This window comes from Frankia sp. Hr75.2, from assembly GCF_949319125.1.
GTDB classification, from domain to species: domain Bacteria; phylum Actinomycetota; class Actinomycetes; order Frankiales; family Frankiaceae; genus Parafrankia; species Parafrankia soli.
Genome location: NZ_CASGGV010000111.1, coordinates 1 through 24,873, shown reverse-complemented (window position 1 = coordinate 24,873; position 24,873 = coordinate 1). Strand labels below are relative to the sequence as shown.

Annotated in this window: 24 protein-coding genes; 3 read left to right on the top strand and 21 right to left on the bottom strand. The window is 73.3% G+C overall.

Translation table 11 applies throughout. From position 1 onward, the window contains the following. Positions 1-21 precede the first annotated feature (21 nt). The 5 genes from AC559T_RS09890 to AC559T_RS09870 all read right to left on the bottom strand — a co-directional run bounded on the left by AC559T_RS09890 (position 22) and on the right by AC559T_RS09870 (position 5,678). Complete coding sequence (locus tag AC559T_RS09890; protein WP_498868537.1) at positions 22-786, bottom strand: demethylmenaquinone methyltransferase; 765 nt, start codon at positions 784-786, stop codon at positions 22-24. 4 nt (positions 787-790) lie between these two features. Then, a complete protein-coding gene (add, locus tag AC559T_RS09885) occupies positions 791-1,837 on the bottom strand; it encodes an adenosine deaminase (protein WP_498868638.1) in 1,047 nt (348 codons plus the stop codon). 155 nt (positions 1,838-1,992) lie between these two features. Then, entirely contained in the window at positions 1,993-3,198 is a 1,206-nt protein-coding gene (mqnC, locus tag AC559T_RS09880) for a cyclic dehypoxanthinyl futalosine synthase (RefSeq protein WP_049795791.1), read from the bottom strand. Between the two features lie 187 nt (positions 3,199-3,385). Continuing rightward, complete coding sequence (locus tag AC559T_RS09875) at positions 3,386-3,751, bottom strand: hypothetical protein (protein ID WP_243657524.1); 366 nt, start codon at positions 3,749-3,751, stop codon at positions 3,386-3,388. Positions 3,752-3,809: 58 nt separating this feature from the next. Further along, on the bottom strand, positions 3,810-5,678 hold the full coding sequence (locus tag AC559T_RS09870) for a serine/threonine-protein kinase (protein ID WP_498868536.1): 1,869 nt from the start codon (positions 5,676-5,678) through the stop codon (positions 3,810-3,812). A 607-nt stretch (positions 5,679-6,285) separates the two neighbouring features. Between AC559T_RS09870 and AC559T_RS09865 the strand changes: the two genes are divergently transcribed. Then, positions 6,286-6,747 (top strand): sirohydrochlorin chelatase, encoded by a 462-nt coding sequence (locus tag AC559T_RS09865; RefSeq protein WP_071066462.1) that lies wholly within the window; start codon positions 6,286-6,288, stop codon positions 6,745-6,747. Between the two features lie 111 nt (positions 6,748-6,858). Here the strand turns inward: AC559T_RS09865 and cobA are convergent, their stop codons facing one another. The 6 genes from cobA to AC559T_RS09835 all read right to left on the bottom strand — a co-directional run bounded on the left by cobA (position 6,859) and on the right by AC559T_RS09835 (position 12,413). Continuing rightward, on the bottom strand, positions 6,859-8,490 hold the full coding sequence (gene cobA, locus AC559T_RS09860) for a uroporphyrinogen-III C-methyltransferase (RefSeq protein ID WP_498868535.1): 1,632 nt from the start codon (positions 8,488-8,490) through the stop codon (positions 6,859-6,861). A gap of 169 nt (positions 8,491-8,659) precedes the next feature. Continuing rightward, entirely contained in the window at positions 8,660-9,331 is a 672-nt protein-coding gene (locus tag AC559T_RS09855; protein WP_020463528.1) for a phosphoadenylyl-sulfate reductase, read from the bottom strand. Continuing rightward, positions 9,331-9,549 (bottom strand): hypothetical protein, encoded by a 219-nt coding sequence (locus AC559T_RS09850; RefSeq protein WP_018505187.1) that lies wholly within the window; start codon positions 9,547-9,549, stop codon positions 9,331-9,333. Before AC559T_RS09850 ends, AC559T_RS09855 begins: the two co-directional genes overlap by 1 nt. Further along, positions 9,546-11,318 (bottom strand): nitrite/sulfite reductase, encoded by a 1,773-nt coding sequence (locus AC559T_RS09845; protein WP_112108471.1) that lies wholly within the window; start codon positions 11,316-11,318, stop codon positions 9,546-9,548. Before AC559T_RS09845 ends, AC559T_RS09850 begins: the two co-directional genes overlap by 4 nt. 56 nt (positions 11,319-11,374) lie before the next feature. Further along, positions 11,375-11,575, bottom strand: a complete 201-nt coding sequence (locus AC559T_RS09840) for a putative leader peptide (protein ID WP_071066465.1) — start codon at positions 11,573-11,575, stop codon at positions 11,375-11,377. 277 nt (positions 11,576-11,852) lie between these two features. Next, positions 11,853-12,413: a response regulator transcription factor gene (locus tag AC559T_RS09835; RefSeq protein ID WP_165938532.1), complete on the bottom strand. Its 561-nt coding sequence runs from the start codon at positions 12,411-12,413 to the stop codon at positions 11,853-11,855. Positions 12,414-13,107: 694 nt separating this feature from the next. Here AC559T_RS09835 and AC559T_RS09830 point away from each other — a divergent pair. Beyond that, a complete protein-coding gene (locus tag AC559T_RS09830) occupies positions 13,108-14,277 on the top strand; it encodes a helix-turn-helix domain-containing protein (protein ID WP_112108473.1) in 1,170 nt (389 codons plus the stop codon). Between the two features lie 182 nt (positions 14,278-14,459). Here AC559T_RS09830 and AC559T_RS09825 read toward each other — a convergent pair whose 3' ends face one another. The 8 genes from AC559T_RS09825 to AC559T_RS09790 form a co-directional block, all read right to left on the bottom strand. Next, a complete protein-coding gene (locus AC559T_RS09825; protein ID WP_498868637.1) occupies positions 14,460-15,371 on the bottom strand; it encodes a menaquinone biosynthetic enzyme MqnA/MqnD family protein in 912 nt (303 codons plus the stop codon). A gap of 14 nt (positions 15,372-15,385) precedes the next feature. Beyond that, the gene (locus tag AC559T_RS09820) at positions 15,386-15,694 is read right to left on the bottom strand and encodes a hypothetical protein (RefSeq protein WP_071066468.1); all 309 of its coding nucleotides are present in this window, start codon (positions 15,692-15,694) and stop codon (positions 15,386-15,388) included. Beyond that, positions 15,694-16,083: a hypothetical protein gene (locus AC559T_RS09815; protein ID WP_498868534.1), complete on the bottom strand. Its 390-nt coding sequence runs from the start codon at positions 16,081-16,083 to the stop codon at positions 15,694-15,696. Before AC559T_RS09815 ends, AC559T_RS09820 begins: the two co-directional genes overlap by 1 nt. A gap of 7 nt (positions 16,084-16,090) precedes the next feature. After that, positions 16,091-17,239 carry an aminofutalosine synthase MqnE gene (mqnE, locus tag AC559T_RS09810; protein ID WP_041254931.1) on the bottom strand — a complete coding sequence of 383 codons (1,149 nt, stop codon included), beginning with the start codon at positions 17,237-17,239 and terminating at the stop codon, positions 16,091-16,093. Between the two features lie 110 nt (positions 17,240-17,349). Beyond that, positions 17,350-17,652 carry a hypothetical protein gene (locus AC559T_RS09805; RefSeq protein WP_498868533.1) on the bottom strand — a complete coding sequence of 101 codons (303 nt, stop codon included), beginning with the start codon at positions 17,650-17,652 and terminating at the stop codon, positions 17,350-17,352. Positions 17,653-17,754: 102 nt separating this feature from the next. Further along, positions 17,755-18,531: a UbiX family flavin prenyltransferase gene (locus AC559T_RS09800; RefSeq protein WP_020463537.1), complete on the bottom strand. Its 777-nt coding sequence runs from the start codon at positions 18,529-18,531 to the stop codon at positions 17,755-17,757. Between the two features lie 8 nt (positions 18,532-18,539). Next, entirely contained in the window at positions 18,540-19,469 is a 930-nt protein-coding gene (gene mqnP / locus AC559T_RS09795) for a menaquinone biosynthesis prenyltransferase MqnP (protein ID WP_200835441.1), read from the bottom strand. Beyond that, positions 19,466-20,917 carry a menaquinone biosynthesis decarboxylase gene (locus AC559T_RS09790; RefSeq protein WP_112108485.1) on the bottom strand — a complete coding sequence of 484 codons (1,452 nt, stop codon included), beginning with the start codon at positions 20,915-20,917 and terminating at the stop codon, positions 19,466-19,468. Before AC559T_RS09790 ends, mqnP begins: the two co-directional genes overlap by 4 nt. 339 nt (positions 20,918-21,256) lie before the next feature. Between AC559T_RS09790 and AC559T_RS09785 the strand changes: the two genes are divergently transcribed. Continuing rightward, entirely contained in the window at positions 21,257-21,673 is a 417-nt protein-coding gene (locus AC559T_RS09785) for a PLD nuclease N-terminal domain-containing protein (protein WP_498868532.1), read from the top strand. A gap of 62 nt (positions 21,674-21,735) precedes the next feature. Here the strand turns inward: AC559T_RS09785 and ccsB are convergent, their stop codons facing one another. Then, positions 21,736-22,905: a c-type cytochrome biogenesis protein CcsB gene (ccsB, locus tag AC559T_RS09780; protein WP_498868531.1), complete on the bottom strand. Its 1,170-nt coding sequence runs from the start codon at positions 22,903-22,905 to the stop codon at positions 21,736-21,738. Continuing rightward, a partial coding sequence (resB, locus tag AC559T_RS09775; RefSeq protein ID WP_498868530.1) for a cytochrome c biogenesis protein ResB occupies positions 22,905-24,873 on the bottom strand: 1,969 nt, incomplete at its 5' end. The genes ccsB and resB, both read right to left, overlap by 1 nt.

Below are 24,873 nucleotides of genomic sequence, written 5' to 3'. Positions count from 1 at the left end.
GGTGCCAACCGACGCCGTACGTCAGTCGTCTCCGCCGGGGCGGACGGCGCGGTGGACGGCGACGATGCCGCCGCTGAGATTGCGCCAGCCCACCCTTGTCCAGCCGGCCGCGCGGATCGTCTCCGCCAGCGCGGCCTGCCCCGGCCAGGCCCGGATGGACTCCGCCAGGTACACGTACGAGTCCGGGCTGCTGCTCACCGCTCGCGCGACCGCGGGCAGCGCGCGCATCAGGTACTCCATGTACGCCGTGCGCACCGGCCGCCACACCGGACGGCTGAACTCGCAGACCGCCAGCACGCCCCCCGGCCGGGTGACCCGCAGCAGCTCGGCGAGGCAGACGTCGACCTCGGCCACGTTGCGCAGACCGAAGGAGATCGTGACCCGGTCGAAGGAGCCGTCCGCGAAGGGCAGGCTCAGGCCGTCACCAGCCGCCAGCAGCACCCGGCCGCCACCCGTTCCCGCCCCACCCGTTCCCGCCCCGGCGCCCGCCCGCGCGGTCGCGTCGGCGAGCCGGCGCCGGGCCTGGGCCAGCATGCCGAGAGAGAAGTCGCAGGCCACGACATCGGCCCCGGCGGCGGCGAAGGCCCGGGACGACGTCGCCGTCCCGGCCGCGACGTCGAGGACCCGCAGGCCAGGCGCCAGGGCCAGGGCCCGCGCGGTCGCGGTCCGCCAGGTGCGGTCCAGGCCGGCCGACAGCACCGCGTTCGTCACGTCGTACCGCCGCGCGACCTGGTCGAACATCGCGGCCACCTGGTCGGGCTTCTTGTCCAGACCCGCTCGACTCACCGGCTCATCCCTCTGCGTTCATCATGGCCACGGACCCCGTCGTCGCGGACCCAGCCGCGTCAGACCCGGCCAGCGTGGACCCAGCCGCCGCCGACCCAGCCGCCTCGGCGGCGAGCGCCGTGGCCTGGGCGGCGTCCCAGTCCGTGCCGGCCCCGAGCGCCGCCAGCCGGGACCGGGTCCGGTCGTCGCACAGCGCGCCGGCAACCCCGGCCTCGTAGAGCCGGGCGAGGCGCACCCCGAGGCCCGCCGCGACGGCGTACTCCCGTTCGAGATCCGTGCCGAACATCGCCGGATCGTCGGTGGCCAGCGAGCAGCGCAGCCCGGCCGCGAGCAGCTCGGGCAGCGGGTGCGCCGCCAGGTCGGTGACGACACCCGTCCGCAGGTTCGACGTCGGGCAGATGTCCAGCACGATGCCCCGCTCTACCAGCTCGGCGACGAGCTCGGGGTCCTCGAGGGCCCGCACGCCGTGCCGGATCCGCCTCGCCCCCAGCGCGTGCAGCGCGCCGCGCACCGACTCGGCGCCGGCCGTCTCCCCCGCGTGCGGGACGGCGGGCAGGCCGGCGTCCGCGGCGGCGGCGAAGACCGGCGCGTACGGCTCCGGCGGATGGCCCACCTCGGGCCCGCCGAGCCCGATCCCGACGACACCGCGGTCGGTGAACCGGGCTGCCCAGCCGACGACGTCCATCGCGACCTCGGGTGGCAGCACCCGGTCGATGTCCGGGGTCAGCCGTACCTCGACCCCGAAGCGCTCGCGGGCCTCGACGGCACCCTCGGCGTAGCCGGTGAAGATCTCCTGCCAGGGCACGCCCCGGTTCACCCGGAACCACGGCGAGAAGATGCCTTCGAGGTAGACGGCGCCCTGCGCGGCGGCCCGTCCCGCGTAGTCGACGACGACCTCGCGGAAGTCGTCGGCCGTGCGCATGACCTGCGTCGTGAGCACCCAGATCTTGAGGAAGTGGTCGAAGTCGCGGAAGCGGTACAGCTCGGCCACGCCCTCGACGGTGCGCGCCGGCAGCGCCTCGTTGTTGCGGCGCGCCATCGCGAGCAGCATCTCCGGCCGCACCGTCCCCTCGAGGTGGACGTGCAGCTCGATCTTCGGCCCGCTACCCACCGCGGCCGGCTCGCCCCTGACCGCCTCAGCGGACGTCGACACAGCATTCGGGACGGCCTTCGGGACAGCGTTCGGTTCGTGGCGCTGGTCGTGGCTCAGGTCGACACCAGCGGCAGCGCGGTCGAGGAGAAGTGCGAGGCCACCCGGTCGTCGACCGGGTCGAGCGCCGGGTCACGGTGCACGACGAGGTGCCGGTACAGCGTGTCGCGCTGCGCCGGGATGCGGTCGGCGGCCCGGATCAGGTGGATGAGCTCGGACCGGTTGGTGCGGTGCCGGGCCCCCGCGGAGGAGACGACGTTCTCCTCGAGCATCACCGAGCCGAGATCGTCGGCGCCCATGTGCAGGGTGAGCTGGCCGACCTCCTTGCCGGTGGTCAGCCACGAGCCCTGCAGGTGGGCCACGTTGTCGAAGAACAGCCTCGCGACGGCCACCAGCCGCAGGTACTCCAGGGTCGTCGCCTGCGTCCGGCCGCCGAGGTGGTTGTTCTCCGGCTGGTACGTCCACGGGATGAACGAGCGGAACCCGCCAGTGCGGTCCTGGACGTCCCGGATCATGCGCATGTGCTCGATGCGCTCGGCGTTGGTCTCGCCGGTGCCCATCATGAACGTCGCCGTCGACTCCAGGCCCAGGCCGTGGGCGATCTCCATGACCGACAGCCACACGTGGCCGGGCTCCTTGAGCGGGGCGATCGCGTGCCGGGGACGCTCGGTGAGGATCTCCGCGCCCGCGCCGGCGAAGCTGTCGAGCCCGGCGTCGCGCAGCCGGGTGATCACCTCGGCGAAGTCCAGGTCGGACGTCCGCGCGATGTGCACGACCTCGCTGGCGCCGAGCGAGTGCAGGGCGAGCTGCGGGTAGGCGGCCTTGATGCCGGCGAACGTCCGCTCGTACCACTCGATCCCGAACTCGGGGTTGTGGCCGCCCTGCAGCATGATCTGGGTGGCGCCCAGCTCGACCGCCTCGCCGCATTTGGCGACGATGTCGTCGAGGTCGCGGACCCAGCCCTCGGCGTGCTTCGGCGACCGGTAGAAGGCGCAGAACCGGCAGGCCGTCACGCAGACGTTGGTGTAGTTGATGTTCCGGTCGATGATGTAGGTGGCGATGCCGTCCGGGTACCGGCGGCGGCGGACGGCGTCGGCCGCGCGCCCGAGCCCGTGCAGCGGAGCGGACGTGTAGAGGAGGAGCGCCTCCTCCGGCGAGATCCGCCCGCCGTCGGCCGCCCGGTCGAGCAGCGCGCGGATCTCGGCGTCGGGAACGCGGGCCCGGCCCGCCGGGGACTCACCGTCGGCATCAACAAGGCTCACCCCAGGATCGTACGACCTGCGCCGGGCGAGCCCCGGGCGACGGGCGGCCGAACTCGGACGAGCCGGCTCGGAAGACACCGCCTCAGAAGCCCCGGCCCGGGCTACACCGGCCCGGGGAAGCGCCGGCCCGGGTGGCGCCGGCCCCGGCGGCGCCGGGGCCGGGGCCGGGGCCGGGTGGCGGACCGGCTCAGATCCGGTCGTATCCCGAGCTGTCGCGGGAGCCGGAACCCGCCCCGGCGCCGGGCCCGCCCGCACCGGTCGTTCCCGGGCCGGAAGGCCCGGCGCCGTTCTGGCCGCCGAAGTCGGAACGGTGCACGTCGGAGTGCATGTTGTCCGGCCCGACACGGGCGTCATGGCCGGTACCCTGCCCGCTACGGCCGCGGCTGGTGAGCTTGCTGGACAGCTGTCGGATCTTGTCGCGGTTCTCCGGCTTGTTCGCCGCGGCCCGCGCCTTGTCGACCATCTGGCGGGCCTTCGGGCTGTGGAGCATCTCCTGGACCTTGCTGCTGAAGTTCGCCATGACGACGGTGTACCTGCGTCGGGCCTGTTTCATGCCGCCGACCTCCACGCGGCCGCGAAGCGTGGCCGGCCCGGGCCCGCGCCAGCACGGTTCAGCCGTTCTGGTTCCCGAGCCCGCCGGGCAGCTGGGTGGGCAGGTTGGGAACCTGGTCGCCCAGGTCAGGGGTCTGGTCACGCAGGTTGTCGGTCTTGCCCCACAGGTCGTCGATCCGGCCGCCGATGTCGTCCCGGAATGTGCTGACGACTCTGTCCCAGAGCCGCTGGCGCTGGTCGTCCACCATCGTGGCGATCTGGTCGGCCGCCGACAGCAGGAGCAGCACGAGCGCCACGAAGATGATCGTCTTCTTGAACGGGATCCGCAGGCGCCACCGCCGGCGCGGCCGGCGGCTCGGCGCGTACGGTGCCGGCGCGGGGGGTGCCGGCGCGGGGGGTGCCGGGCGGTGCGCGTCGCCGTAGTACGGCGCCGGCGCCGGAGCGGGCGAGGGCGCCGGCCGGGGAGCCGGTCGCGGCGCCGGGCGAGGCGCGGGCGGGGGTGGCGCGGCGGGTGCATATCCACGGGGAGCCGGCCTGGCACTCGCCGGCCGCGCGCCGCCGCCCTGGGCCTGCGGCGGACCGGCCGCGCCGGCACCGGCCGCCGCCGCGCCGGCTCCAGCCGCGCCGGCCGCACCTGCCGAGTACCGCCCGTCCGGTCGGGCGGCTTCGGGCTCGTCCCCGTACTGGACGAATCCGCCCTTGCGGCGGCGGCGGGCGGGTTGCTGCCCGCCCGGCACCGGCGGGGATGCCGGGTGGGCACCGGGCAACCCGCCCGGGGCCGCACCGTCGCCCGGCCGGCCCGAGGCAGGCGCCGGCGGGCCCTCCCACCAGCGGCTACTGACGTCCGCGGGGCCGGCGACGCGGGTCCGGGCCGGTCGGCCGGGGGCCTGGCCCGCGCCGGCCGTCCCGCCCGCCACACGGGTCGCCGCGGGCCCACCACCGGCTCCGGCGGCTCCGGCGGCACCTGCCGCGCCGAAGGTGTCGCCCGCGCCGCCCGCGCCGGCGGCCGCCGCGGCGGCGGCGGACCGGCCGCGTGGCCAGGTGCCGTCGAGAACCTCACTGGCCACGGCGCGCGTGTTGCCGCTCCGGCCACGGTCACCGAGCAGGTTCAGCAGGATCTGCTCGGCGGACGGCCGCACCCGCTGGTCGCGTCGCAGCGCCGCGGCGACGACGTCGCGCAGCTGTGCCGGGACGGGCCGCAGGTCGGGCTGGCCGGTGAGGATCCGCTCCGACATCTCGAGATAGGTGCCGTCGCCGTAGGGGTGGCTCCCGCCCGCGGCGTAGGCGACAAGGAGGCCCCAGGCGAAGACGTCGGTCGCCGGGCCCACCGGCGCCGTGCCCTCCATCTGTTCCGGGGCCATCCACCCGGCCGAGCCCAGGACCAGCCCGGACTGGGTGCGCCCGCCCGCCGCGTCGAGCGCCCGCGCGATCCCGAAGTCGATCACCCGGGGGCCGGAGTACGACAGCAGCACGTTGCTGGGCTTGAGGTCACGGTGCACGATCCCGGCGCCGTGGATCGCGGTCAGCGCGGAGGCCACCCCGACGGCGACCCCCTGCAGGGTGGACAGCGGCAGCGCCCCGGACTCGGCGACGACCTCGTCGAGCCGGGCACCGTCGATGAACTCGGTGACCAGGTAGGGACGGCGGGCGTGCGGGTCGGCGTCGAGGACCTGCGCGGTGCAGAAGGGGGCCACCCGGCGGGCGGCGGCGACCTCGTCGGCGAACCGCTCCCGGAACTCCGGATCCACCGCGAGATCCGAGCGGATCACCTTGATCGCTACGTGCCGGCTGCTCTGGTCGAGGGCCAGGAAGACGGTGCCCATGCCGCCGGCGCCCAGCCGGCCGACGACCTCGTAGCGCCCGATCAACGTCGGATCACCCGGCTGCAGGGGGGCACCCCGCGTCCGGCGTGCCGATCGGTCCGCCACTGGTCTCCCGCTCGTCTCGGGCGCCACCGCGACGTGCCGCCACCCTCGATCCCGCGGGAACCCGCGGACACCCCATCATCACGCCTCGGCCGCGCCGGCGACAGGCCGGCGGTCCGGGTCGCGCCGGGCGGCCGTCGCTCGCGACGGTAACCCGCGCAGCGTCGGATGACCGTATGCTGTCCGTCTTCCGACGGCCGCCCGCCGTAACAGCACCCAGCCCGCGAGCCGGGCCACCGGGCCCGGCGATCTCCAACCCCGAGGGCCACTGCGATCCCAGACCACACGACCAGGACAGATCACTATCTATCGGACAGAACTCCCAAAGGGCCGGGCGGCCTGCTCGCCCTTTCGTTTCCATCTCGCCCTAATGAGGTGGAATCCGCTGCCATCGACACCCGAAACGGCGAGGAAGAAACCAAACGGCGAGAAGGACTCCTCAGGGCAAGGAGCCGAGCCGGGCCTCCGATCAGCCGCCAGGAACCGCCAGGAACAGAGCCACCCCAGCATCAGAGCCGGGCCCGCGCCGCCGCGCCGCGGCGGGCCGGAACCGCCCGGCGGCGTGCCCGCCGGCGACGCGCCGCCCGCCGCTGGTTGCAGACTAGAGAGCATGCGCGGTCTCCTGGTGATCGGACACGGCTCGCGGCGGGCGGAGGCGAACGCCACGGTCGTCGAGCTCGCGCGCACGCTGGCCGGTGCCGACACCGACAGCCCAGCCCCAGCCCCAGGCGACGGGAGCGGCGGCGGCGTGCCGACCGGCACGCCCCCCGCCTGGGACGCGGTGGAACCGGCCTTCCTCGAGATCGCCCGCCCGGACATCGCGGAGGGCTACGCCGCGCTGGTCCGCACCGGCTGCTCGGAGATCGTGGCGCATCCCTTCTTCCTGTTCGACGGGAACCACACCAGCCGCGACATCCCGGACGCTCTGGCGGCAGCGCAGACGGACCACCCCGGGACGAGTTGGACGGTCACCCAGCCGCTCGGGCTGCATCCGGGGGTCGTGCGGGCCGTGCAGGCCCGCATCGAGGACGCGCTGCACCAGGCCGCCGCCGCGGCACCGGCACATTCCTGACCATTGCGTTCGCGGGGTACCGCTAAGGCCACGGCAGTGCCCACCCCGCCCGCCCAGCCGCCGGCCCCACGACGCCGGCAGGCCCCCGACCGGGTCTGCCGACGCCCTGGGCTACGCCGTCGGCGCTCGCCGGCCGGCCACGAGATCGGCGACCGCCGCCGCGAGCGGGTAGATCCCCGGCTCGGACGGGATCGCGTCCACCCGCAGGCCAACAGCCTCGCAGGCCTGCGCGGTGCGCCGGCCCATCGCGGCGACGAGGACACTGTCCGGCAACGGACCGTACAGCTCGACCAGGCAGCGGGCCGCCGTCGACGACGCCAGCGCGACGGCGTCGACGTCACCATGGCGCAGTTCCTCGGCGATCCGCGGGTCGGCCTCGGCGGGCGCGTCGGCGAGCAGCCGCACGCGACGCAGCGTCCGGATCCCCACCGGCGGCGGCGCGGCCCCGCAGATCACCACCCGCAGCCCGGGCACCGGGACCTCCGTCACCACCGTGTGGGCGACCTGGACCTCGGCCGACGACCGCGCGCAGGCCAGCCCCAGCGCGTCGAGCGCGGCGGCGGCCGAGGCGGATGCCGCGACGAGCGTCAGCCCGGCGAGCGCCCGCACGTCCGTACCCGCGCCCCGCAGCAGCGAGACCACGGCGGCGACCTCGTCGGAGTCAGCCAGCACGAGGCCGTCCGCACCTGGAAGCGCCTCGCGCAGCGGCGTCGCGTCCCCGGTCGGGACGAGCCGGCTGACCACCGTCTCGACGGCCTCGCCGCCCAGCTCGCGCAGCCTGCGGGCGAGCAGCCCCTGCCGCGCCCTGGTACGCGGGACGAGGACACGGATACCCGCCAGCGGAGCGTCGCCGGCCACCCCGGGCCGCCCCGACGAGGCGCGGCCGCCCTGCCCGCCGGAGACACCCCGACCACCGAAGACGCCCCGACCGCCGGAAATGCCCTGCCCGTCGGGGACGCGCGTGTCCCGCATGCCGTACCCGTCAGGGACCCGCTCGCCGTGATCGGCGTCGGCCTCGACCACCGGCGGGATGGGGACGGCGGCGTCCCTGCGTGCGGCGACCTCGCCGACGACCAGCACCGCCGGGGAGCGCAGCCCGAAGGCCACGGCGTCGACGACGAGGGCGTCCAGGGTCGTGCGGAGCACCCGCTGTGCCGGGGTCGTGCCGCGCTCGATGACAGCGGCCGGGGTCCCGGGCGGACGTCCGCCCGCCAGCAGCGCGTCGACGATGTCGACCAGCCGGGCGACCCCCATGAGCACGACGATCGTGGCGCGGGAGGCACCGAGCGCGGCCCAGTCGACCGTCGACTCGGGGTGCCCCGGCGGCAGGTGGCCGGAGATGATCGCGAGATCCTGCGCGACACCACGGTGCGTGACGGGGATGCCGGCGTACGCGGGCACGGCGATCGCGGAGGTCACGCCGGGGACCACGGTGCAGCTGACACCGGCGGCGGCGCAGGCCTCGGCCTCCTCGCCGCCCCGGCCCAGCAGGAACGGGTCGCCGCCCTTGAGCCGCACCACCCGGGCGCCGGCGCGCGCGTGCTCGACCAGCAGCGCGTTGACCTCGTCCTGGCTGCGGGACGTCGTCGGGCTCTTGCCCACGTGGATGACGCGGGCGTCCGGCCGGGCGACGTCGAGGAGGACGGCTGCGGCCAGGCGGTCGGTGACGACGACGTCGGCGGTGGCGAGCAGCTCCCGCCCGCGGACCGTCAGCAGCCCGGGATCACCCGGCCCAGCCCCCACCAGCCATACCTCGCCGGGCCGACTGACCTGGGAAGGTGCCGGATCCGACCCGGATCCACGGGCTTGCGGCCCAGGTGTCACGACTGCCACGGCGTGCACGGTACAGCGTGGTCCTGGCCACCTGCCCCGAACTGTGCGCCACCCGGCTCCCGGCTGCGGGCCAAGCGAACTAGTGGATGCCGCACTCGGTCTTGGTCGTACCGGCCCAGCGGCCGTCCCGGCCGGCGCCGCGCTGGGTGCACGGCCAGCAGCCCACCGACTCGTAGCCGTCGGAGAGCAGCGGGTTCACGATCACGTTGTGCTCCTGGACGTACCGCTCGACGTCCTCGTCCGTCCAGGTGGCCAGCGGGTGGATCTTGACCTTGCCGCGGCGCTGATCCCAGCCGACGACCGGCAGGCTCTTGCGCCCGGCGGACTCCACCCGCCGCGAACCGGCCGCCCAGGCCCGGTAGGGGGCGAGCGCGCGGTCCAGCGGGACGATCTTGCGCATCCGGCAGCACAGGTCCGGGTCGCTCTCGTAGAGCCGCGGCCCGTGCACGGCGTCCTGACCGACGACGGTGAGCTGCGGGCGGGCGCTGATGATCGGCAACGAGTAGGTGTGCGCGACGGCGTCCCGGGTGCCGATGGTCTCCGCGAAGTGGTAGCCGGTGTCGATGAAGACCACCGGGACGTCCGAGCGGATGCGCGCGAGCATGTCGACGAGGACCGCCTCGGCCATCGACGCCGCGACGACGAGACCGGTGCCGAACTCGTCGGCGGCCCACTGGAGGATCTCCTCCGCCGGGGCGCCCTCGAGCTCGTCGCCGGCCCGCAGTGCCCGGGCCTTCAGCGCGGCATCCATCAGTTCTTCTCCTCCACGTCCGACGGCGCCACGACGGTGCCGTTCGCCGAACCTGTTCTGGCTGTGGCCAGCGCAGTGAGACTGAGCCGGAAGGCGCGCCGGCACGACCGGCACGACCAGTGCCCGTGGCCCTCGCCCGTCCCGCCCGGCGCGGGCTCGGGAACGAGGTCCTCGTCACCGCAGTAGGGGCAGTAGAACGGGACGGCGCGGGCGCTCACGTCGCGCCGCCCTCGGTCTGGCCGCCGGCCGGGCCGGCCGACGCGGAGCCGGCCGACGCGGAGCCGGACCCGACGCCGGTCAGCAGCGCCTCGTCCGCGCGTTCCGCCCAGTCGGCGAAGGTGTCGCCGTCGGCCCGGTGTTCCTGGTAGGTCTCCAGCAGGCCGACGACGTAGTCGACCAGGCCGTCGGCGGTCACCTTGAGACCACGTGACTTCCGGCCCAGCCGGGAGCGGGTGCCCAGGTGGCCACCGAGGTGGACCTGGAACCCCTCGACCATCTCGCCGTTGTCGTCCGGGACGAGCGAGCCCTTGAGGCCGATGTCGGCCACCTGGAACCGCGCGCAGGCGTTCGGGCAGCCGTTGATGTTGATGCCGATGGGCTCGTCGAAGTCGGGCAGCCGGCGCTCCAGCTCGACGATGAGGTCGCGGGCGTTGCCCTTGGTCTCGACGATCGCCAGCTTGCAGAACTCGATGCCGGTGCAGGCCATCGTGCCGCGGCGGAAGACGCTCGGCCGGACGACCAGGTCGAGCGCGGCCAGCTCCGCCTCGAGCGCGTCGAGATTCTCGCCGGGGACGTCCAGGATCACCAGCTTCTGGGTGGTGGTCGCCCGGATCCGCCCCTGGCCGAACCGGTCGGCGAGGTTCGCGACGGCGGTGAGCGTCGTCCCGGTGAGGCGGCCGGCCCGCGGCGCGAAGCCGACCGCGAAGAACCCGTCACGCTGCTGGTGGACGCCGATGTGGTCGCGGCCCTCGTTGCGGGGCGGCAGCGGCGCCGGGCCGTCCGGCAGCGCCGCGTCCAGGTACTCCTTCTCCAGGGTCGAGCGCACCCACTCGACGCCCATGTCGGCGACGAGGAACTTCAGCCGCGCCCTGGTCCGCATCCGCCGGTAGCCGTAGTCACGGAAGAGCTGGATGACGCCGTGCCACACCTCGGGCACCCGCTCCGGGGTGACGAAGGTGCCCAGGCGCACGCCGAGCTTCGGGTTCGTCGACAGCCCACCGCCGACCCACAGGTCGTATCCGGGGCCGAGCTCGGGGTGCACGACACCGACGAAGGCGATGTCGTTGATCTCGTGCAGGGTGCACTGGTCGGGGCAGCCCGACATCGCGCTCTTGAACTTGCGGGGCAGGTTCGACAGCGTGGTGTCGCCGACGAACCGCTCCACCACCTGGTCGATGACGCCGGTGGCGTCGATGACCTCGTCGGCGTCCACCCCGGCCAGCGGGCAGCCGAGGATGACGCGCGGGGTGTCGCCGCACGACTCCTCGGTGGTCATCCCCGCGGCCTCGAGCGCCCCCCAGATGGCCGGGACGTCCTCGATGCGGATCCAGTGCAGCTGGATGTTCTGGCGGTCGGTCACGTCGGCGACGTCCCGGCCGTAACGGGTGGAGATGTCAGCGATGATCCGGAGCTGTTCGGAGGTCATCCGGCCGCCGTCCAGGCGGATGCGCTGCATGAAGTAGCGGTCGTCGAGCTCCTCGGGCTCGAGGACGGCGGTGCGGCCGCCACTGATCCCCGGCCGGCGCTGGGTGTAAAGCCCCCACCAACGGAACCGGCCGCGCAGATCCTGCGGGTCGATCCCGTCGAACCCCGTGTGCGGGTACTCGTTCAGGATGCGTTCGCGCACGGCGAGGCCGTCCTGGTCCTTCTTCATCCGCTCGTTGGGGTTGAGCGGCTCGGAGTAGCCCAGCGCCCATTGGCCCTGCCCCTTGGGTCGGGACGGGCTTTGCGGGCGCGCGGCACGCGGGGGTCGAGCAGGAGAAGTCATGAGATCTCTCGGTGAGCAGGGTCCACGACGGCGTCGAACGCCGGCGCGGGCGGAGTTCAGCGGGAGCGGCGACAGCCGGCGCTGGAGACGCGCAACAGGTCGACGTGCAGACGTGCGACCAGGCGGAGGTCGACGGGGCAGACGTCACCCGGCCGGGACGCGAGCGCGCCGCGGACGCCGGACGGACCATGCCGGCCCGGCTGGCCGGAGCCGGAGTACGCCGACGGCGCCGAGGGGGCCGTCGAGGCACCGGGCATGAACCGGATAACGTTGATCCCCGACCGTGACGGCCCAGCCGGCGGGAACGCGCCAGCGCGTCGGCGACGGGCGTCTGTTCGCCCGACCGACGGCTCCAGCAGATGGACCCGGGCAGTCACGATGGCCATGCTCCCACAGATGACGCCCTGACGTCGTGGTTGTGTCGTCACACCCCATCTGGGTCACGGCTCACACACAACGCGCGAACGACCGGGAATTCGAGCCGACGGCACGGCCAGAACCGGGCCGAAGCGGGACGGGGCTCGCCCGTGGGGCTCAGACGAGGCGTGGGCGCCGGCACATCTGCCGGAGCCGGTCGAGCAGCGCGCTGGTGGACAGGTCCTTCTCCATCAGCTCGTCCGCACCGAGGGCCATGACCTCGTCGCGCAGCGCGCTCTCGGAGAAGCCGGTGAAGATCACCACTCGCGCGTCGGGCGCCGCCATCCGCACATGCGGCAGGGCTCCGATGCCGTCGAGCACGGGCATCGCGACGTCCAGCAGGACGAGGTCGGGCGCGGTCTGGGTGACGACCTCGACGGCCTCCGCCCCGTTCGTCGCCCGGCCGACCACGGTGAAGTCCGGCTCGGTGTCGAACAGGAGGCAGAGGAGCTCGCGCAGCCCGTCGGCGTCATCCGCGATCACGACGCGGAACGGACCGGGCCGGAACCGGCCGCGCCCGGCCGGCGCGCGGGCCACCTCAGCGTCGGAGACACCGGCTCCGTTGAGACCGGCCCCGTTGAGACCGGCTCCCGCGACGCCGACTTCGGGGAGACCGACTTCAGCGGCGCCGACTTCAGCGACGCCGACTTCCGCGTCCGTCGACGGCCAGCAGTCCATCACTCGTCTTTTGTACGCGCCGCGGGCGAGTCGTGCCCATCGTCATTCGGGATGGTTTCGCGGTATGACCCGACCGCGCCGGGTACCCCACCCGTTCGCTCCCACCCAGAAGCACCTGACGGGCCCCCCAGAGCGGATACCCGGGCCGGTGCGGCGAATTGTCTCGACCAGGCGGCGAGCGCGGGCCTTTCAGGCCCTATTTCCGATCCGTCGATCAAAAACACTGAAGACACAATCGATTCACAATACCGGAGGGTGGATTCCGGGAAAACAGGGATGTCGCCGCCGGACGGGATCCGGACGGTCGCCGAGCGCATACCAGCCAGCACCCAAACCCACCCCGCACGCCCCGACGGGCAATCCGTCATCCAAGGCAACGATCACGGAGTGTGATCAGATTCGGCGTCACACAGCTACCACACACCAACGGGTCGACGACGACTCTCCGTGTCTAGGACCTTTGGCCCCTAGTCGTCACCTGCGCCAGGCGGAGTATTCTGATCACACAAGGTGATGTCTCGTATCCGTGACCCGAACGGGCCACACCCTTGGAAACCCACCAGGCACACGACGGCAGGCACCAGATCCGTATGGTGCGTGAACGCGGTCGGCTGACCGCACCACGCGTCCAGGCGGGAAGGTGCCGCCGCGTCCCATAACGGTGAGCAGGCGGCCAGCGGAAGGATCGGCGCAGATGCGGCAACGGAGCCGAGGCCGGCAGGGTTCGAGTACCGCGGAGGACATCCTCCCGACGGAGATCCGGCGGCGCCGGTGTGAGCGCGGCCTGTCCCGCGACGAACTGGCCGGGCGGACCGGATACAGCCGCCAGTACATCGGCCAGCTGGAACAGCCCAGCCGGGGCATACCGGCGCGGCCGGTCCTCGCCGCGGTCGACGCGGCCCTGGAGGCCGGGGGCGCGCTCGTCGACCTGCGCGAGGCCGCCATCGCCGAGCGCACCGAGCGGCACCGCCGCCAGCCCGACGCGGAGATCGAGTCCCGCCGGCGGATCGGTGACCTCCTCGACCACCGGCGCTCAGACCGCGAGCTCGACTATCTCGACCGGCTCGCCGCCGACCTCATCGCGGCGGCCGACCTGCTGGACCCGGCCGACCTCACCGCCCAGGTCCTCGACCAGCAGGCCTTCGTCGACCAGCTCCTGCGCACCCCGATGCTGCCGCACCAGCAGTTCCGCCTCTTCATGATCGCGGGCCACCTGGCCGGGCTGCTGGCCATCTCCCTGCTCGACATGGACGAGCTCGCGAAGGCCAGCACCTGCTGCCTGGAGGCCGCGGTGTTCACCGAGCTGACCGGCCACGAGGGCCTGCGTGCGTGGACACTCGCCGTCAACAGCCTCATCGACGCGGCCGCCCGGCACGCCGAGGAGTCCGAGCCCGCGGCGGGGCGGGCCGGGCTCGACGGCCGCCGAGCGGAGCAGGGGCTGGTGGCGACGCGCTCCGCCGGTTCGGATCTGCGGGCCGGCACCCACGCGGCCCGTACCGGCGCGGCGGACAGCCAGGACGGGGTCGACCACCCGCTCGAATCCACCGCCGATCACGCTGGGTACATGGAGGGCCGGGGGCGCGGCGCCGGCATCGCACCTTCGGGTGGCGCGGCCGCCCCGCGCTCGACCTGGAACCACCAGCAGAGCGACGGAGTACCGTCACTTTCCGCGACAGGCGTGAGCGGCGCCGCAGCCGCGCAACAACCGAACCTGGACGAGATGCTGATTGCGCCGGGTGGCCGGGCGACACCGCCTCGGCTCATCGCTCTCGTCAAAAGCCGGATCGCGCGTTTCGCGACGGCCAGTGCGCAGCGGGCCACACCCCCGGTGGGTATCTCCCAGGCATTCCGGCCGCCTGTCTAATACGTCACCATTGCGGCGTTGCGAGTAGGTCACCGGGGCGGCCCGGCAAGCCGGCGATCATTAGGTCCGCCGCCGACCGGGATATCCGGGTCGCTTCCCGGCACCGGCGCACCACTCGGGCATTCGTGCCCGCCGCGCCCGGCGCGGATGACTAGACGCGGCGGGCGCGGCGAGAGTCGGCGTCACACCGACGCAAAAACGATCTCGCCGAGCGGTGGCACGTCGCCACGGGCCGCCGCGCGGCGGGCGAACTCCAGGATTCCGGCCTGCTGGCGGGCACCCAGCCGGAAGTCGAGCGTCGTGAAGTAGCGGGCCAGCGTCGCGGGGTCGAACACCTCGAACCGTGCCGCGCGCCGGGCGACCTCGTCCACTTCGAGCAGGGCCGCGTCGAGACTCGACCGGAAGGCCTCGTGAACCTCCTTGACCACGCCGGGATGGGCCGCGGCGAACGAGCGCCGGGCTGCCCAGAGGGCGAACACCATCGGCAGGCCGGTCCACTCCCGCCACTCGCGAGCGAGGTCGAACACCCGCAGCGGATGGCCCGGGCCCGCCCGCTCCGCGTCGTAGGTCGCCCGCAGCGCCACATCGCCGATCGTGACGGCCAGGTCGGCCTCACGCAGCATCAGCGGGATGTCAGGCGGCATGGTCACGTACTGCGGGCGTAGCCCCCACCGCTGCTCGAACAGCATGCGCGCGAGCAGCACACTCGTCCGGGACGTCGAGCCCAGCGCGACGGTGCGGACCTCGCTGAGCGGGAGCGCGCTGGTGGCGACGACCGACAGGACCGGCCCGTCGGAGCCCACGGCCAGATCCGGGAGGACGGCGAGATCCCCGGCGTGCCGGAGATACTCGACGAGGCTGATCGGGCCGATGTCGAGGTCACCGGCGACCAGTGCGTCGCTCAGGCGGTCCGGGGTGTCCTTGGTCAGCTCCAGGTCGAGCAGCGCACCGGAGTGGACCAGGCCCCAGTAGAGCGGCAGACAGTTGAGAAACTGGATGTGGCCGACCCTGGGCCGACCCGGCCGCTCCGCCGCTTCCGGCCGCTCCGCCGCTTCCGGGCGCTCCGGCCCGCCACCAGGTCGGTGGTCAGCCAGGCCGCCCGGGGCCGTCACCAGGGTCGGCCGCCGCGCCGCGCCGCGACATTGTCCAGGACGGCCCGGCGCTGGCGCAGCGCCAGCGGGTAGCTGAGCAGGCCGCTGATCACGGCCGCGAGCGCGAACCCCAGCACGCCGCCCACGCCGGCCAGGAACAGCACCCCGAGGACGGCGCCGAACATCGCCGCGCGCAGCGCGAAGTACCGGAGGTTGAGCCCCATGAGCCCGCCCTCACCCGGCGCGGCTCCGGCCCGCCCGCGACCCGCGCCACCCGTGCCGATGGGGTGGCCGCCAGCGGACGGCGACACGTCGTCAGCGGACATCATGCTCTCCGGTTTCTGGCGGGACGCCCCCGACGGCGGCGCACCCAACCGAGCCGTTGCAGGACCGATGGAAAGAACCCCAGCCCGAGGATGATCACAAGCAGCCCGAGCAGGCCGGCCGGGCCGATCGCCAGGCCGCACCACCGCAGCAGGCTGTAGGCGACCAGCCCCGGTACCAGGATCACCAGGAACGCGAGCACGAAGATGGAGCCCATCCCAGGCGCGCCCTCCGGGCGGACCGGGCGGACCGGGCGAGCGCGCCCGGGCGGCGGGCCCGCCGGCCCGCCCGCGTGATCCGGCGGGCCGGGCGCCGCCGGCCCGCCGGCCACGACCGGGCTGTCGGGCCGCGATCCGCCGCCCGACCGGGCCGGGTTCTCCTCGAGCGCCATCGCCGGGTCAGGCGTCGATCGAGACGGGGTTGTCCCGCCGGGTGGTGTCCGGACCGTCGTACCTGCGCACGACCCGGTAGCGGGTGTCCCGCTCGACCGGCCGGAAGCCCGCGTCACGGATCACGGATAGAAGATCCTCCCGGGTCATCGTGTTCGGCGTTCCGAAGCCGTCCGCGTCGTGAGTGATCTTGTACTCGACGACCGAGCCGTCGAGGTCGTCGACGCCGAAGTTCAGGGACAGCTGGGCGGTGGTCAGCCCGTGCATCACCCAGAAGCACTTGACGTGATCGACGTTGTCGAACAGCAGCCGCGACACCGCGAACGTCTTGAGAGCCTCCGCACCGGTCGCCATCGGCTGGTTCATCAGGCGGTTGCGGGGATCGCCGACCGAGTCGTGCTGGAAGCGCAGCGGGATGAACACCGCGAAACCGCCTGTCTCATCCTGCAGCTCACGCAGGCGCAGCACGTGGTCGACCCGGTGCCGCGGCTCCTCGACATGGCCGTACAGCATCGTGCACGGCGTGCGCAGGCCCTTGGAGTGCGCGAGACGGTGGATCCGCGACCAGTCCTCCCAGTGGGTCTCGTGGCCGACGATCTTCTGCCGGACCTCCCAGTCGAAGATCTCCGCGCCGCCGCCCGTCAACGACTCCAGGCCCGCGTCGATGAGCTCGTCCAGGATCTCGTCCGCGGAGAGGCCGCTGATCTTCTCGAACCAGTGGATCTCGGTGGCGGTGAACGCCTTGAGCGCGACGCCGGGCAGCGCCTTCCCCAGCTCGCGCAGCGACCGCGGATAGTAACGCCACGGCAACGTCGGGTGCAGGCCGTTGACGATGTGCAGCTCGGTGATCCCGGCCGGCTCCATATCCTTCGCCAGCCGGACGGCCTCCTCGATGCGCATGGTGTAGGCGTCCGACTCGCCGGGCTTGCGTTGGAACGAGCAGTAGGCGCACGAGGCCGAGCAGACGTTCGTCAGGTTGAGGTGCCGGTTCACGTTGAAGAAGGTCTGGTCGCCGTTCTTTCGGGTACGCACCTCGTGCGCGAGACCGCCCAGCCAGGCGAGGTCGTCGCTCGCGTAGAGGGCCTCACCGTCGGCCCGGCTGAGCCGGGCACCGTCGTGGACTTTGGCTTCGATCTCGCGCTTGAGCCCGGCATCCATGCGATCCAGCGTAGCTCCGCGGACCGACAATCCATGACGTCCCGGTCCGCCAGCGGTGCCGTGATCCCCGCCGCAGGCCCGATCGCGGTCGCTGCCCGAACCATGCACAGTCACCCTCGGGAAGCGGGCGGGTTCCCGGTGGAGTCTTCGGCCCTGGCCCGCTCGGCGGACCGTTGCGCGGCCCGCCGCTGCATGCGGCCCAGCGGCCAGGTGAGGAGCCCGGCCGCCGCGAAGCCGATGAGGACGCTGAGCAGCGGGGCCACCCCGACCGCGATGAGGACCACGGTGAGGATCACGAGCACGGCAAGCCGGATCAGGAAGTACGGGAGCTGGACGCGCAGATCCGGGGCGACCTCGGGCTCACGGCGCGGCCGCCGCTGGCTCCCGGAACCCGCCGCTGCCCCGGGGCCCATGGGTGCCCCGGGCCGCGCAGGCTTCGCGGGCCCCGCGGACGCCGGGTTCCGGCCACGTGCCTGTCCGGCTTTCTTTCTCGCCATGACGTTCCCGCCCGTCCCTTATCCGCTGGTCGGGGCGCGCCGCGGCCCGTCCCCCAGGTCTGTTGTACGCGCCGGGGCGGTGCGGGCGGCGCCGAGCTCGCCCGTCCACCGGCGGAACAGGGTGTTGGGAACGCCGGCGGCATCGAGAACCCGGCCGGCGACGAAGTCCACCAGGTCCTCCGCGGCGCGGGCGCCGGCGTAGAAGCCGGGACTGGCCGCGGCCACGACGGCACCGGCGGCGTCCAGGTCGAGCATGTGCCGCAGCGTGGCCCGGGTGTAGGGCATCTCCCGGGGCACCACGACCAGGCGCCGGCCCTCCTTGAGGGTGACGTCCGCCGCGCGCTGGAGCAGGTCCTTGGACAGGCCGAGGGCGATGCCGGCGACCGAGGCGGTGCTCGCCGGGACAACGATCATCCCTTGGGTCGGGTAGGAGCCACTGCTCGGGCGCGCACCCATGTCGTCGGGCGGGTGGACGTCCACCAGGCGGTCGACGCGGGCGGCCACCTCGGCCGCGTCGGCGCGGGGCCGGCCGTCGAGCCGGGTGCGGAGCCAGCTCGCCAGCGGGTCGCGCCAGGCGCCGTCCCGCCAGCCGATGCCGGTCTCGTCGAGCAGGGTGAGCCGGGCCGCGCGGGAGACCACGATGTCGACGGGCAGATCGGCGGCCAGCAGACCGCGCAGGACGGCGGCGGCGTAGGGCGTTCCGCTCGCGCCGCTGACCCCGACGACCCAGGGCCGCCGCGGATCGCCCCCCGTCGCGGGCGGGCCGCCGGGTGCGCCGGCGGCGGATCGGGACATCCCGTGGATCAGCCGGACAGACCGCGGCTGACCAGGTCGGCCAGCGCGAAGGCGAACAGGCCGATCCCCACGAAGCCGTTGGCCGTGAGGAACGCGCGGTTCATCCGGGAGAGATCGGTCGGCGAGACGATCGCGTGTTCGTAGCAGAAGGCCGCCGCGGTCAGCACCAGGCCGGCCCACCACCAGGCACCGAAGTCCTCCAGCAGGCCGAACACGACGAACAGCGCGAAGGTCACGACGTGGGTGACGACCGAGGCCGCGAGCGCGGCCCGGACGCCGAACCGCGCCGGAACGGAGCGCACCCCGATCCGCCGGTCGACCTCGGCGTCCAGGCAGGAGTAGATCAGGTCGAAGCCGCCGATCCAGGTGCCGACGGCGAGCCCGAGCAGGACGGCCGACCACGACCACCGGCCGGTGATGGCGATCCAGGCGCCGACCGGGGCCACGGCCTGGGCGATCGCGAGGATCGCCTGCGGGAAGTCGGTGAACCGCTTCGCGTAGGAGTAGACGAAGAGCGGGGCCACCGCGACCGGGGCCAGTGCCAGGCACAGCCAGGACAGAGCCGCGGCCGAGCCGAGGAACACCGCGAGCGCGACGATCGAGCCGACAACCGCCGTGCGGACGGACACCACTCCGGTGACGAGCTCGCGACCGGCGGTACGCGGGTTGCGGGCGTCGATGGCCCGGTCGATGATCCGGTTCGTGGCCATCGCGAACGTGCGGGCCGCCACCATCGCGACCGTGACGAGGGCCAGGTCGCGCCAGTGCACCGACCGCGAGACCGCGAAGCAGGCCGCGAGCGCCGCCACGTAGGCGAACGGCAGTGCGAAGACGGAGTGCTCGATGACGACGAGCCGCAGGAACGCGCGCACCGGGCCGTGCGTCGGCCCGCCGGAGGCCCGCCCGGGCATGCCTGGGGCGAAGGCGGCGTCGCTCACAGGCCGTACTCCTTCCACCGACGCGTCACCCTGTCCCGGACGGCCTCATCCATGACGATCTCCTCGGGCCATCCGCCGTCGCGCCGGTATCCCTCGGTGGGCAGCTTGCGGGTCGCGTCGACCCCGACCTTGCCGCCGTAGAACTGCTCGTAGGAGGCGTGGTCGAGGTGGTCGACCGGGCCCACCGTGGTGAGCAGGTCGTGCGCGTAGTCCACATTGCCGAACGCCCGCCAGGCGACCTCGTGGTAGTCGTGGACGTCACAGTCGGCGTCGACGACGATGATCAGCTTCGACAGCGAGAGCAGGCCCGCGCCCCAGACCGCGTTCATCACCTTCTGGGCGTGCTTGGGGAACCGCTTCTCGATCGAGACGATCGCGCAGTTGTGGAAGACCCCGGCCTCGGGCAGGTCGTAGTCGACGATCTCGGGGATCATCATCCGGATCAGCGGCAGAAAGATGCGCTCGGTCGCCTTGCCCATCGGCCCGTCCTCCTGCGGTGGACGTCCGACCACGATGCTCTGGAAGACCGGGTCGCGCTGCATGGTCATCACGTCGACGTGCAGCGCGGGGAACGGCTCGATCGGCGTGTAGAAGCCGGTGTGGTCTCCGAAGGGCCCTTCGGGCAGCCGTTCGCCGGGCTCGAGCCAGCCCTCGAGCACGACCTGGGAGTTCGCCGGCACCTGGAGCGGGACGGTCAGGCAGTCGACCATCTCGACGCGCTCGCGGCGCAGGAAGCCGGCGAACAGGTACTCGTCGATCTCGGCGGGCAGCGGGGCGGACGCCGCGTAGGTGACGGCGGGGTCGCAGCCGAACGCGATCGCGACCGGCAGCCGCTCGCCGCGCCGCTCGGCGACGGCGTGGTGGGCGTTGGAGTCCTTGTGGATCTGCCAGTGCATGCCGACGGTGCGGGCGTCGTGCTGCTGCAGCCGGTACATGCCGAGGTTGCGCGCCCCGGTCTCGGGATGCTTCGTGTGGGTCAGCCCCAGGTTGAGGAACGGCCCGCCGTCACGCGGCCAGGCGTGCACGCCGGGCAGCAGGTTCAGGTCGACGTCCGAGCCCTTGAGGACGACGTCCTGGCAGGGAGCGGTGCGGACCTTGCGCGGCGGCAGGGCGGTGAGCTGCGCGGCCTTGCCGAGCGCGTCACGCAGGCCGCCGAAGCCGACTGGCAGCTCGGGGCGCAGCATCTCGCCGATGCGCGTGCCGACGTCGTCGAGGCGGTCGACGCCGAGCGCCGCGGCCATCCGTGCCTCGGTGCCGAACACGTTGATCGCCAGCGGCATGTCGGAGCCGAGGGGCTTGTCGAAGAGCAGTGCCGGGCCGCGTTCGCGGACGACCCGGGTGACGATCTCGGTCACCTCCAGGCGGGTGTCGACGGGAACCCGCACCCGGCGAAGGTCCCCGCTCCGGTCGAGGTGAGCGAGGAACGCGCGGAGATCGGCCCAGGCCATGGCGTCCATCTTTGCAGCGCCGGCGAAGGGCCGCTGGTCGTACCCTGTCCCAGGGCGCTCCAAGCGTCTGGCGCGTCACATTCGCGACCGGTGAACAGCGCCTTCGCGGACCGCTGGGACATGGCGTCCACCCGGGAGGCACACTAGGGACACACGAGACGTTCATCCTGGAAGCCGTGGATCCGACAGAGCGGGTCCGGGAGGCCGGGGGCGGACAGTCCAGCGCCGGTGACCGCGAGGTGCCGGTGCGTCTTCGACAGGGGCACGCCGATCGGCGATGTCCACGGGCAGGTGCGCGGCGGCGCGCCGCTCACAGCGAGTGAGAGGAGCGGTCGGCCGGTGCTGGGTCTCGCGCTGACATTCCTGATCATAGGTGTCTGGGTGTTTTCGGTCATAGACGTGATCGGCACTCCAGCGGACGCGGTCAAGGTCGTGCCCAAACCGATCTGGCTGATCGTGCTGATCGTCTTCTTCTTCCTCGGCTCGGTCTGCTGGTTCCTGTTCGGGCGGCCACGCGTCGCCCACGGCTACGACGGCTACGAGCGCCGTGCGGCCTCGGACCACCCGGCGTTCGGCGGCCGTGGGCCATGGGGAACCGAGCGTGCCGCCGGCGGCCGCATCCGCTCCGGGGTCTCCCGGACAGGGATGCGCCGCCAGGCCGTCCGTCCCGTCGGCCCGGACGACGATCCCGAGTTCCTGCGGGAGCTCGCCAACCGCATCCGCGGCGGCGAGCCCGAGCCGCCCGCCCGCGGCTGACCCCCCGACTGCCGGCCCCCCGGCCGGCAGCCCAGGGGTCAGTTCCACCCGTTGCCGGTGCCTCAGACCCCGGCGTACGAGTGCAGGCCGCTGATCACCAGGTTCACCAGGTAGTAGTCGACGAACAGCGCGCTGAAGGCCAGCAGCGAGACCGCCGCCGCGCGCCGTCCCCGCCACCCGGCTGTCGCGCGGGCGTGCAGGTACGCCGCGTAGATCACCCAGGTGATGAAGGACCAGGTCTCCTTCGGGTCCCAGCCCCAGTAGCGGCCCCAGGCCGCCTCGGCCCAGATCGCCCCGGCGATGATGGCGAACGTCCAGATCGGGAAGGCGAACGCGATCGCGCGGTAGGTGATCGTGTCGAGGGTGGCCGAGGACGGCAGGCGCATCACGATCCCGCCCCGGCTGCGCATGGCTCGCGACGCCTCGGCGCGGCCGGAGGCCACCTCGGCCAGCCGGTTCTCCCAACGGTCCTTCAGCAGGAACAGGACCGTCGTCACAGCGGACACCAGGAAGACACCGCTGGCGACGATCGCCCCGGCGACGTGGATCCGCAGCCAGTACGAGTTGAGCGCCGGGACGAGCGGCCCCGCCGCGACGTAGAGGACCGTGCCGGCGAAGCCCATGGAGAGCACGACCGGGACCATCACGAAGACCCCGAGCCACCGGATCTGCTGGCGGGTCATCAGGGCCAGGAACGTCGTCACCGCGATCAGGCAGATCATGGACGAGAACTCGTACATGTTGCCCCAGGGAACCCGGCTCGCCGCGATCGCCCGGGTGACCGCCGAACCGACGTGCGCCACCCAGCCGACGATCGTCAGAACCACCGCGATCCGGCCGATCCAGGGCGCGAACCCGGATCCGGCGGCATCGCCACCGCCCGCCGCGACGTCCGAGCCCGCGGCCCCTCCGGCCGCGTCCGCCAGGCCCGCGGTGCCCGCCCCTGCCCGCGTCGCCTTCCCGGGCCTGCCCGGCTTCCCGGCGGCCTCGGCGGTGCCGGTGGCGGAGGTCGCGGCGCCGACCAGGATCTCCTGCTTCTCGGCCTGCGCACCGGCCTCGCCGGCGGTCTCCAGCTGCCCGTCACCGTCCGCGGTGGCGGCCTTCCCGGACGGCGTGCCGAGCCGGCTGAACGCGAACTCGGCCGCGTATCCGAGCATCCCCGCCGCGTAGACGGCGACCGACGTCCCGAACAGCAGGTCGGACAGATTGGCCATGCCTTCGTTGACCGGCATCAAGGCTCCCGTTCGCTGGTGGCGCTGATGGTCGTGCTCGTGACCGGGTCGGCCGGCATGGCAGCGGCCGGCTTCTCCCCGTCCGCGGCGGCCCCGTCCGCGGTGGTGTCGGCCGCGGTGGTGTCGGCCGCGGTGGCCTCGGCCTCGGTGGTGTCGAGCCGGATCTCCTCGCTGAGGGCGGCCAGCTCGGCGGCGAAGCCCTGCGCGTCCGATCTGGAGAGGCCGCCGACCTCCACCGTGCTGCCGCCACCGTCCAGCGGGGTCGCCCGCACCCACACCCGGCGGCGCCGCACCCGCAGGCTCGCGACGAGGCCGAGAATGATGACGACGGACGCGCCCAGCACCAGTCCCTTGTAGGGGTCCGACTTGGTCTGGAACGTGGCGAACTCGTGCACGCCGTCCACCTCGAGCGAGAGGCCGCCCGGCAGGCCGGTCAGCGTCCGCTGCCCGGGGTTGTTCAGGGCGACGACCTGGGCGATCCGCTTCTCCCCGGCCGGCCCGGTCATCGGGAACTGGGTCATGTCCCGGGTGTCGACGGCGTAGACGTTCTGCGGGATGCCCTCGTTGAGGTGCAGGTTCCCGACGAACCCGGTGAGCGTGAGCCCGGGCGCCCGCGCCGCCGGAAAGGTGGAGACGTATCCGTGCCCCGGGTCCAGCACGGTGGTCGGGGTGAACACCCCGCTGAACGCGAGCTGCTGCGGCTCCTGGCGCTCCCCCACCGGCGGCAGGCCGGTGTCGGGGATCTTGACCGTGCAGGTCGAGGTGAACATGCCGTCCCGGGGCGTGCAGGGCACATAGGACTCCCAGACGACCGCGCCGGCGGGGTCACGCAGGACGAAGTGCGGCGCGTAGCCGTGACCGATCAGGTAGATCTTCGCGCTGCCGATCCGCAGCGGGTGGTTGACCCGGATCGTGTCGGTGCGCACGGGCGAGCCGATGTCCGACTGGTACGAGACGTCGGCCCGGAAGTCCGCGGGCTGGCCGTTGTCCTGGTACGAGGCGGAGAACTGGTCGAGGGTGAGCGAGAACGGCGGCAGGCCGGCCGCGTCCACCAGCTCGCCGCCGCTGTACTGGTCGTAGGAGATCAGGGTGTTCGCGAACCCGTTGCCGGTGACGACCAGGACGGTGCCCTGGTAGCCGAACCACGAGCCCAGCCCCATCCCGGCGAGGAGCGCGACGAGCGCCAGGTGGAACACCAGGTTGCCGCTCTCGCGCAGGTAGCCCTTCTCCGCGGCGACCGAGTGGTCCGGCGAGCCGTCGGGACGGCGGGCGTCACCAGGCGCGACGGCCACCCGGAACCGCCGCCCGCGGAGCGCCCCACGGGCCAGGTCGACGGCGTCCGGGGCGTCGAGCGGGCTCGTCCAGGTGCTGCCGCCGGGCAGCCGGCCCGGCCGGGCCGGCGCCTTCGGCGGGGCGGTGAACAACGCCCGCGCGTGCCAGTGCACCCGCGACCAGAGACAGCCGATCAGCGAGATGAACAGCAGGAGGTAGATCGCGGCGAACCAGGGCGCGCCGAAGACGTTGAAGGCGGAGAACCGGTCGAGCCAGGGGGCGAGCGTGGGGTGCTCGGCGAAGTACTCCTCGACCTTCATCGGGTTGAGGTTGCGCTGGGGGATGAGCGAGCCGGGCACCGCGGCCAGCGCGAGCAGGAAGAGCAGCACCAGCGCAGTGCGCATGCTGGTGAGCTGCCGCCAGGACCGGACCAGCAGCGCGAGCCAGGCGGCGCGCGGCCCTGCGCCGGCTGCACCGGCTGCACCCGCGAAACCAGCGGAACCAGCGGAACCAGCGGCACCGGCTGCGTCCGCGGAACCAGCGGCACCGGCCGGTTCCGCGGAACCGGCGGCACTCGCGGCGCCGGCCGGCCGCGCGTCAGCGCCGGTTTCCTGTCCCGCTTCCGGGACGTCTCCCGGGCCCGTTCCCGAGACGGTTCCGGCTCCCGACTCCGAATCCGCCTTCGGCGCCTCGTCC

Excerpts from the sequence above, each read along its gene's own strand:
- add (WP_498868638.1), bottom strand. The coding sequence starts at position 1,837 with ATGCTGCTCGCGATGGCGCGCCGCAACAACGAGGCGCTGCCGGCGCGC.
- AC559T_RS09875 (WP_243657524.1), bottom strand. The coding sequence starts at position 3,751 with ATGAAACAGGCCCGACGCAGGTACACCGTCGTCATGGCGAACTTCAGC.
- AC559T_RS09865 (WP_071066462.1), top strand. The coding sequence starts at position 6,286 with ATGCGCGGTCTCCTGGTGATCGGACACGGCTCGCGGCGGGCGGAGGCG.
- AC559T_RS09855 (WP_020463528.1), bottom strand. The coding sequence starts at position 9,331 with ATGGATGCCGCGCTGAAGGCCCGGGCACTGCGGGCCGGCGACGAGCTC.
- AC559T_RS09845 (WP_112108471.1), bottom strand. The coding sequence starts at position 11,318 with ATGACTTCTCCTGCTCGACCCCCGCGTGCCGCGCGCCCGCAAAGCCCG.
- AC559T_RS09840 (WP_071066465.1), bottom strand. The coding sequence starts at position 11,575 with ATGCCCGGTGCCTCGACGGCCCCCTCGGCGCCGTCGGCGTACTCCGGC.
- AC559T_RS09835 (WP_165938532.1), bottom strand. The coding sequence starts at position 12,413 with ATGGACTGCTGGCCGTCGACGGACGCGGAAGTCGGCGTCGCTGAAGTC.
- AC559T_RS09830 (WP_112108473.1), top strand. The coding sequence starts at position 13,108 with ATGCGGCAACGGAGCCGAGGCCGGCAGGGTTCGAGTACCGCGGAGGAC.
- AC559T_RS09820 (WP_071066468.1), bottom strand. The coding sequence starts at position 15,694 with ATGTCCGCTGACGACGTGTCGCCGTCCGCTGGCGGCCACCCCATCGGC.
- AC559T_RS09815 (WP_498868534.1), bottom strand. The coding sequence starts at position 16,083 with ATGGCGCTCGAGGAGAACCCGGCCCGGTCGGGCGGCGGATCGCGGCCC.
- mqnE (WP_041254931.1), bottom strand. The coding sequence starts at position 17,239 with ATGGATGCCGGGCTCAAGCGCGAGATCGAAGCCAAAGTCCACGACGGT.
- AC559T_RS09805 (WP_498868533.1), bottom strand. The coding sequence starts at position 17,652 with ATGGGCCCCGGGGCAGCGGCGGGTTCCGGGAGCCAGCGGCGGCCGCGC.
- AC559T_RS09800 (WP_020463537.1), bottom strand. The coding sequence starts at position 18,531 with ATGTCCCGATCCGCCGCCGGCGCACCCGGCGGCCCGCCCGCGACGGGG.
- AC559T_RS09790 (WP_112108485.1), bottom strand. The coding sequence starts at position 20,917 with ATGGCCTGGGCCGATCTCCGCGCGTTCCTCGCTCACCTCGACCGGAGC.
- ccsB (WP_498868531.1), bottom strand. The coding sequence starts at position 22,905 with ATGCCGGTCAACGAAGGCATGGCCAATCTGTCCGACCTGCTGTTCGGG.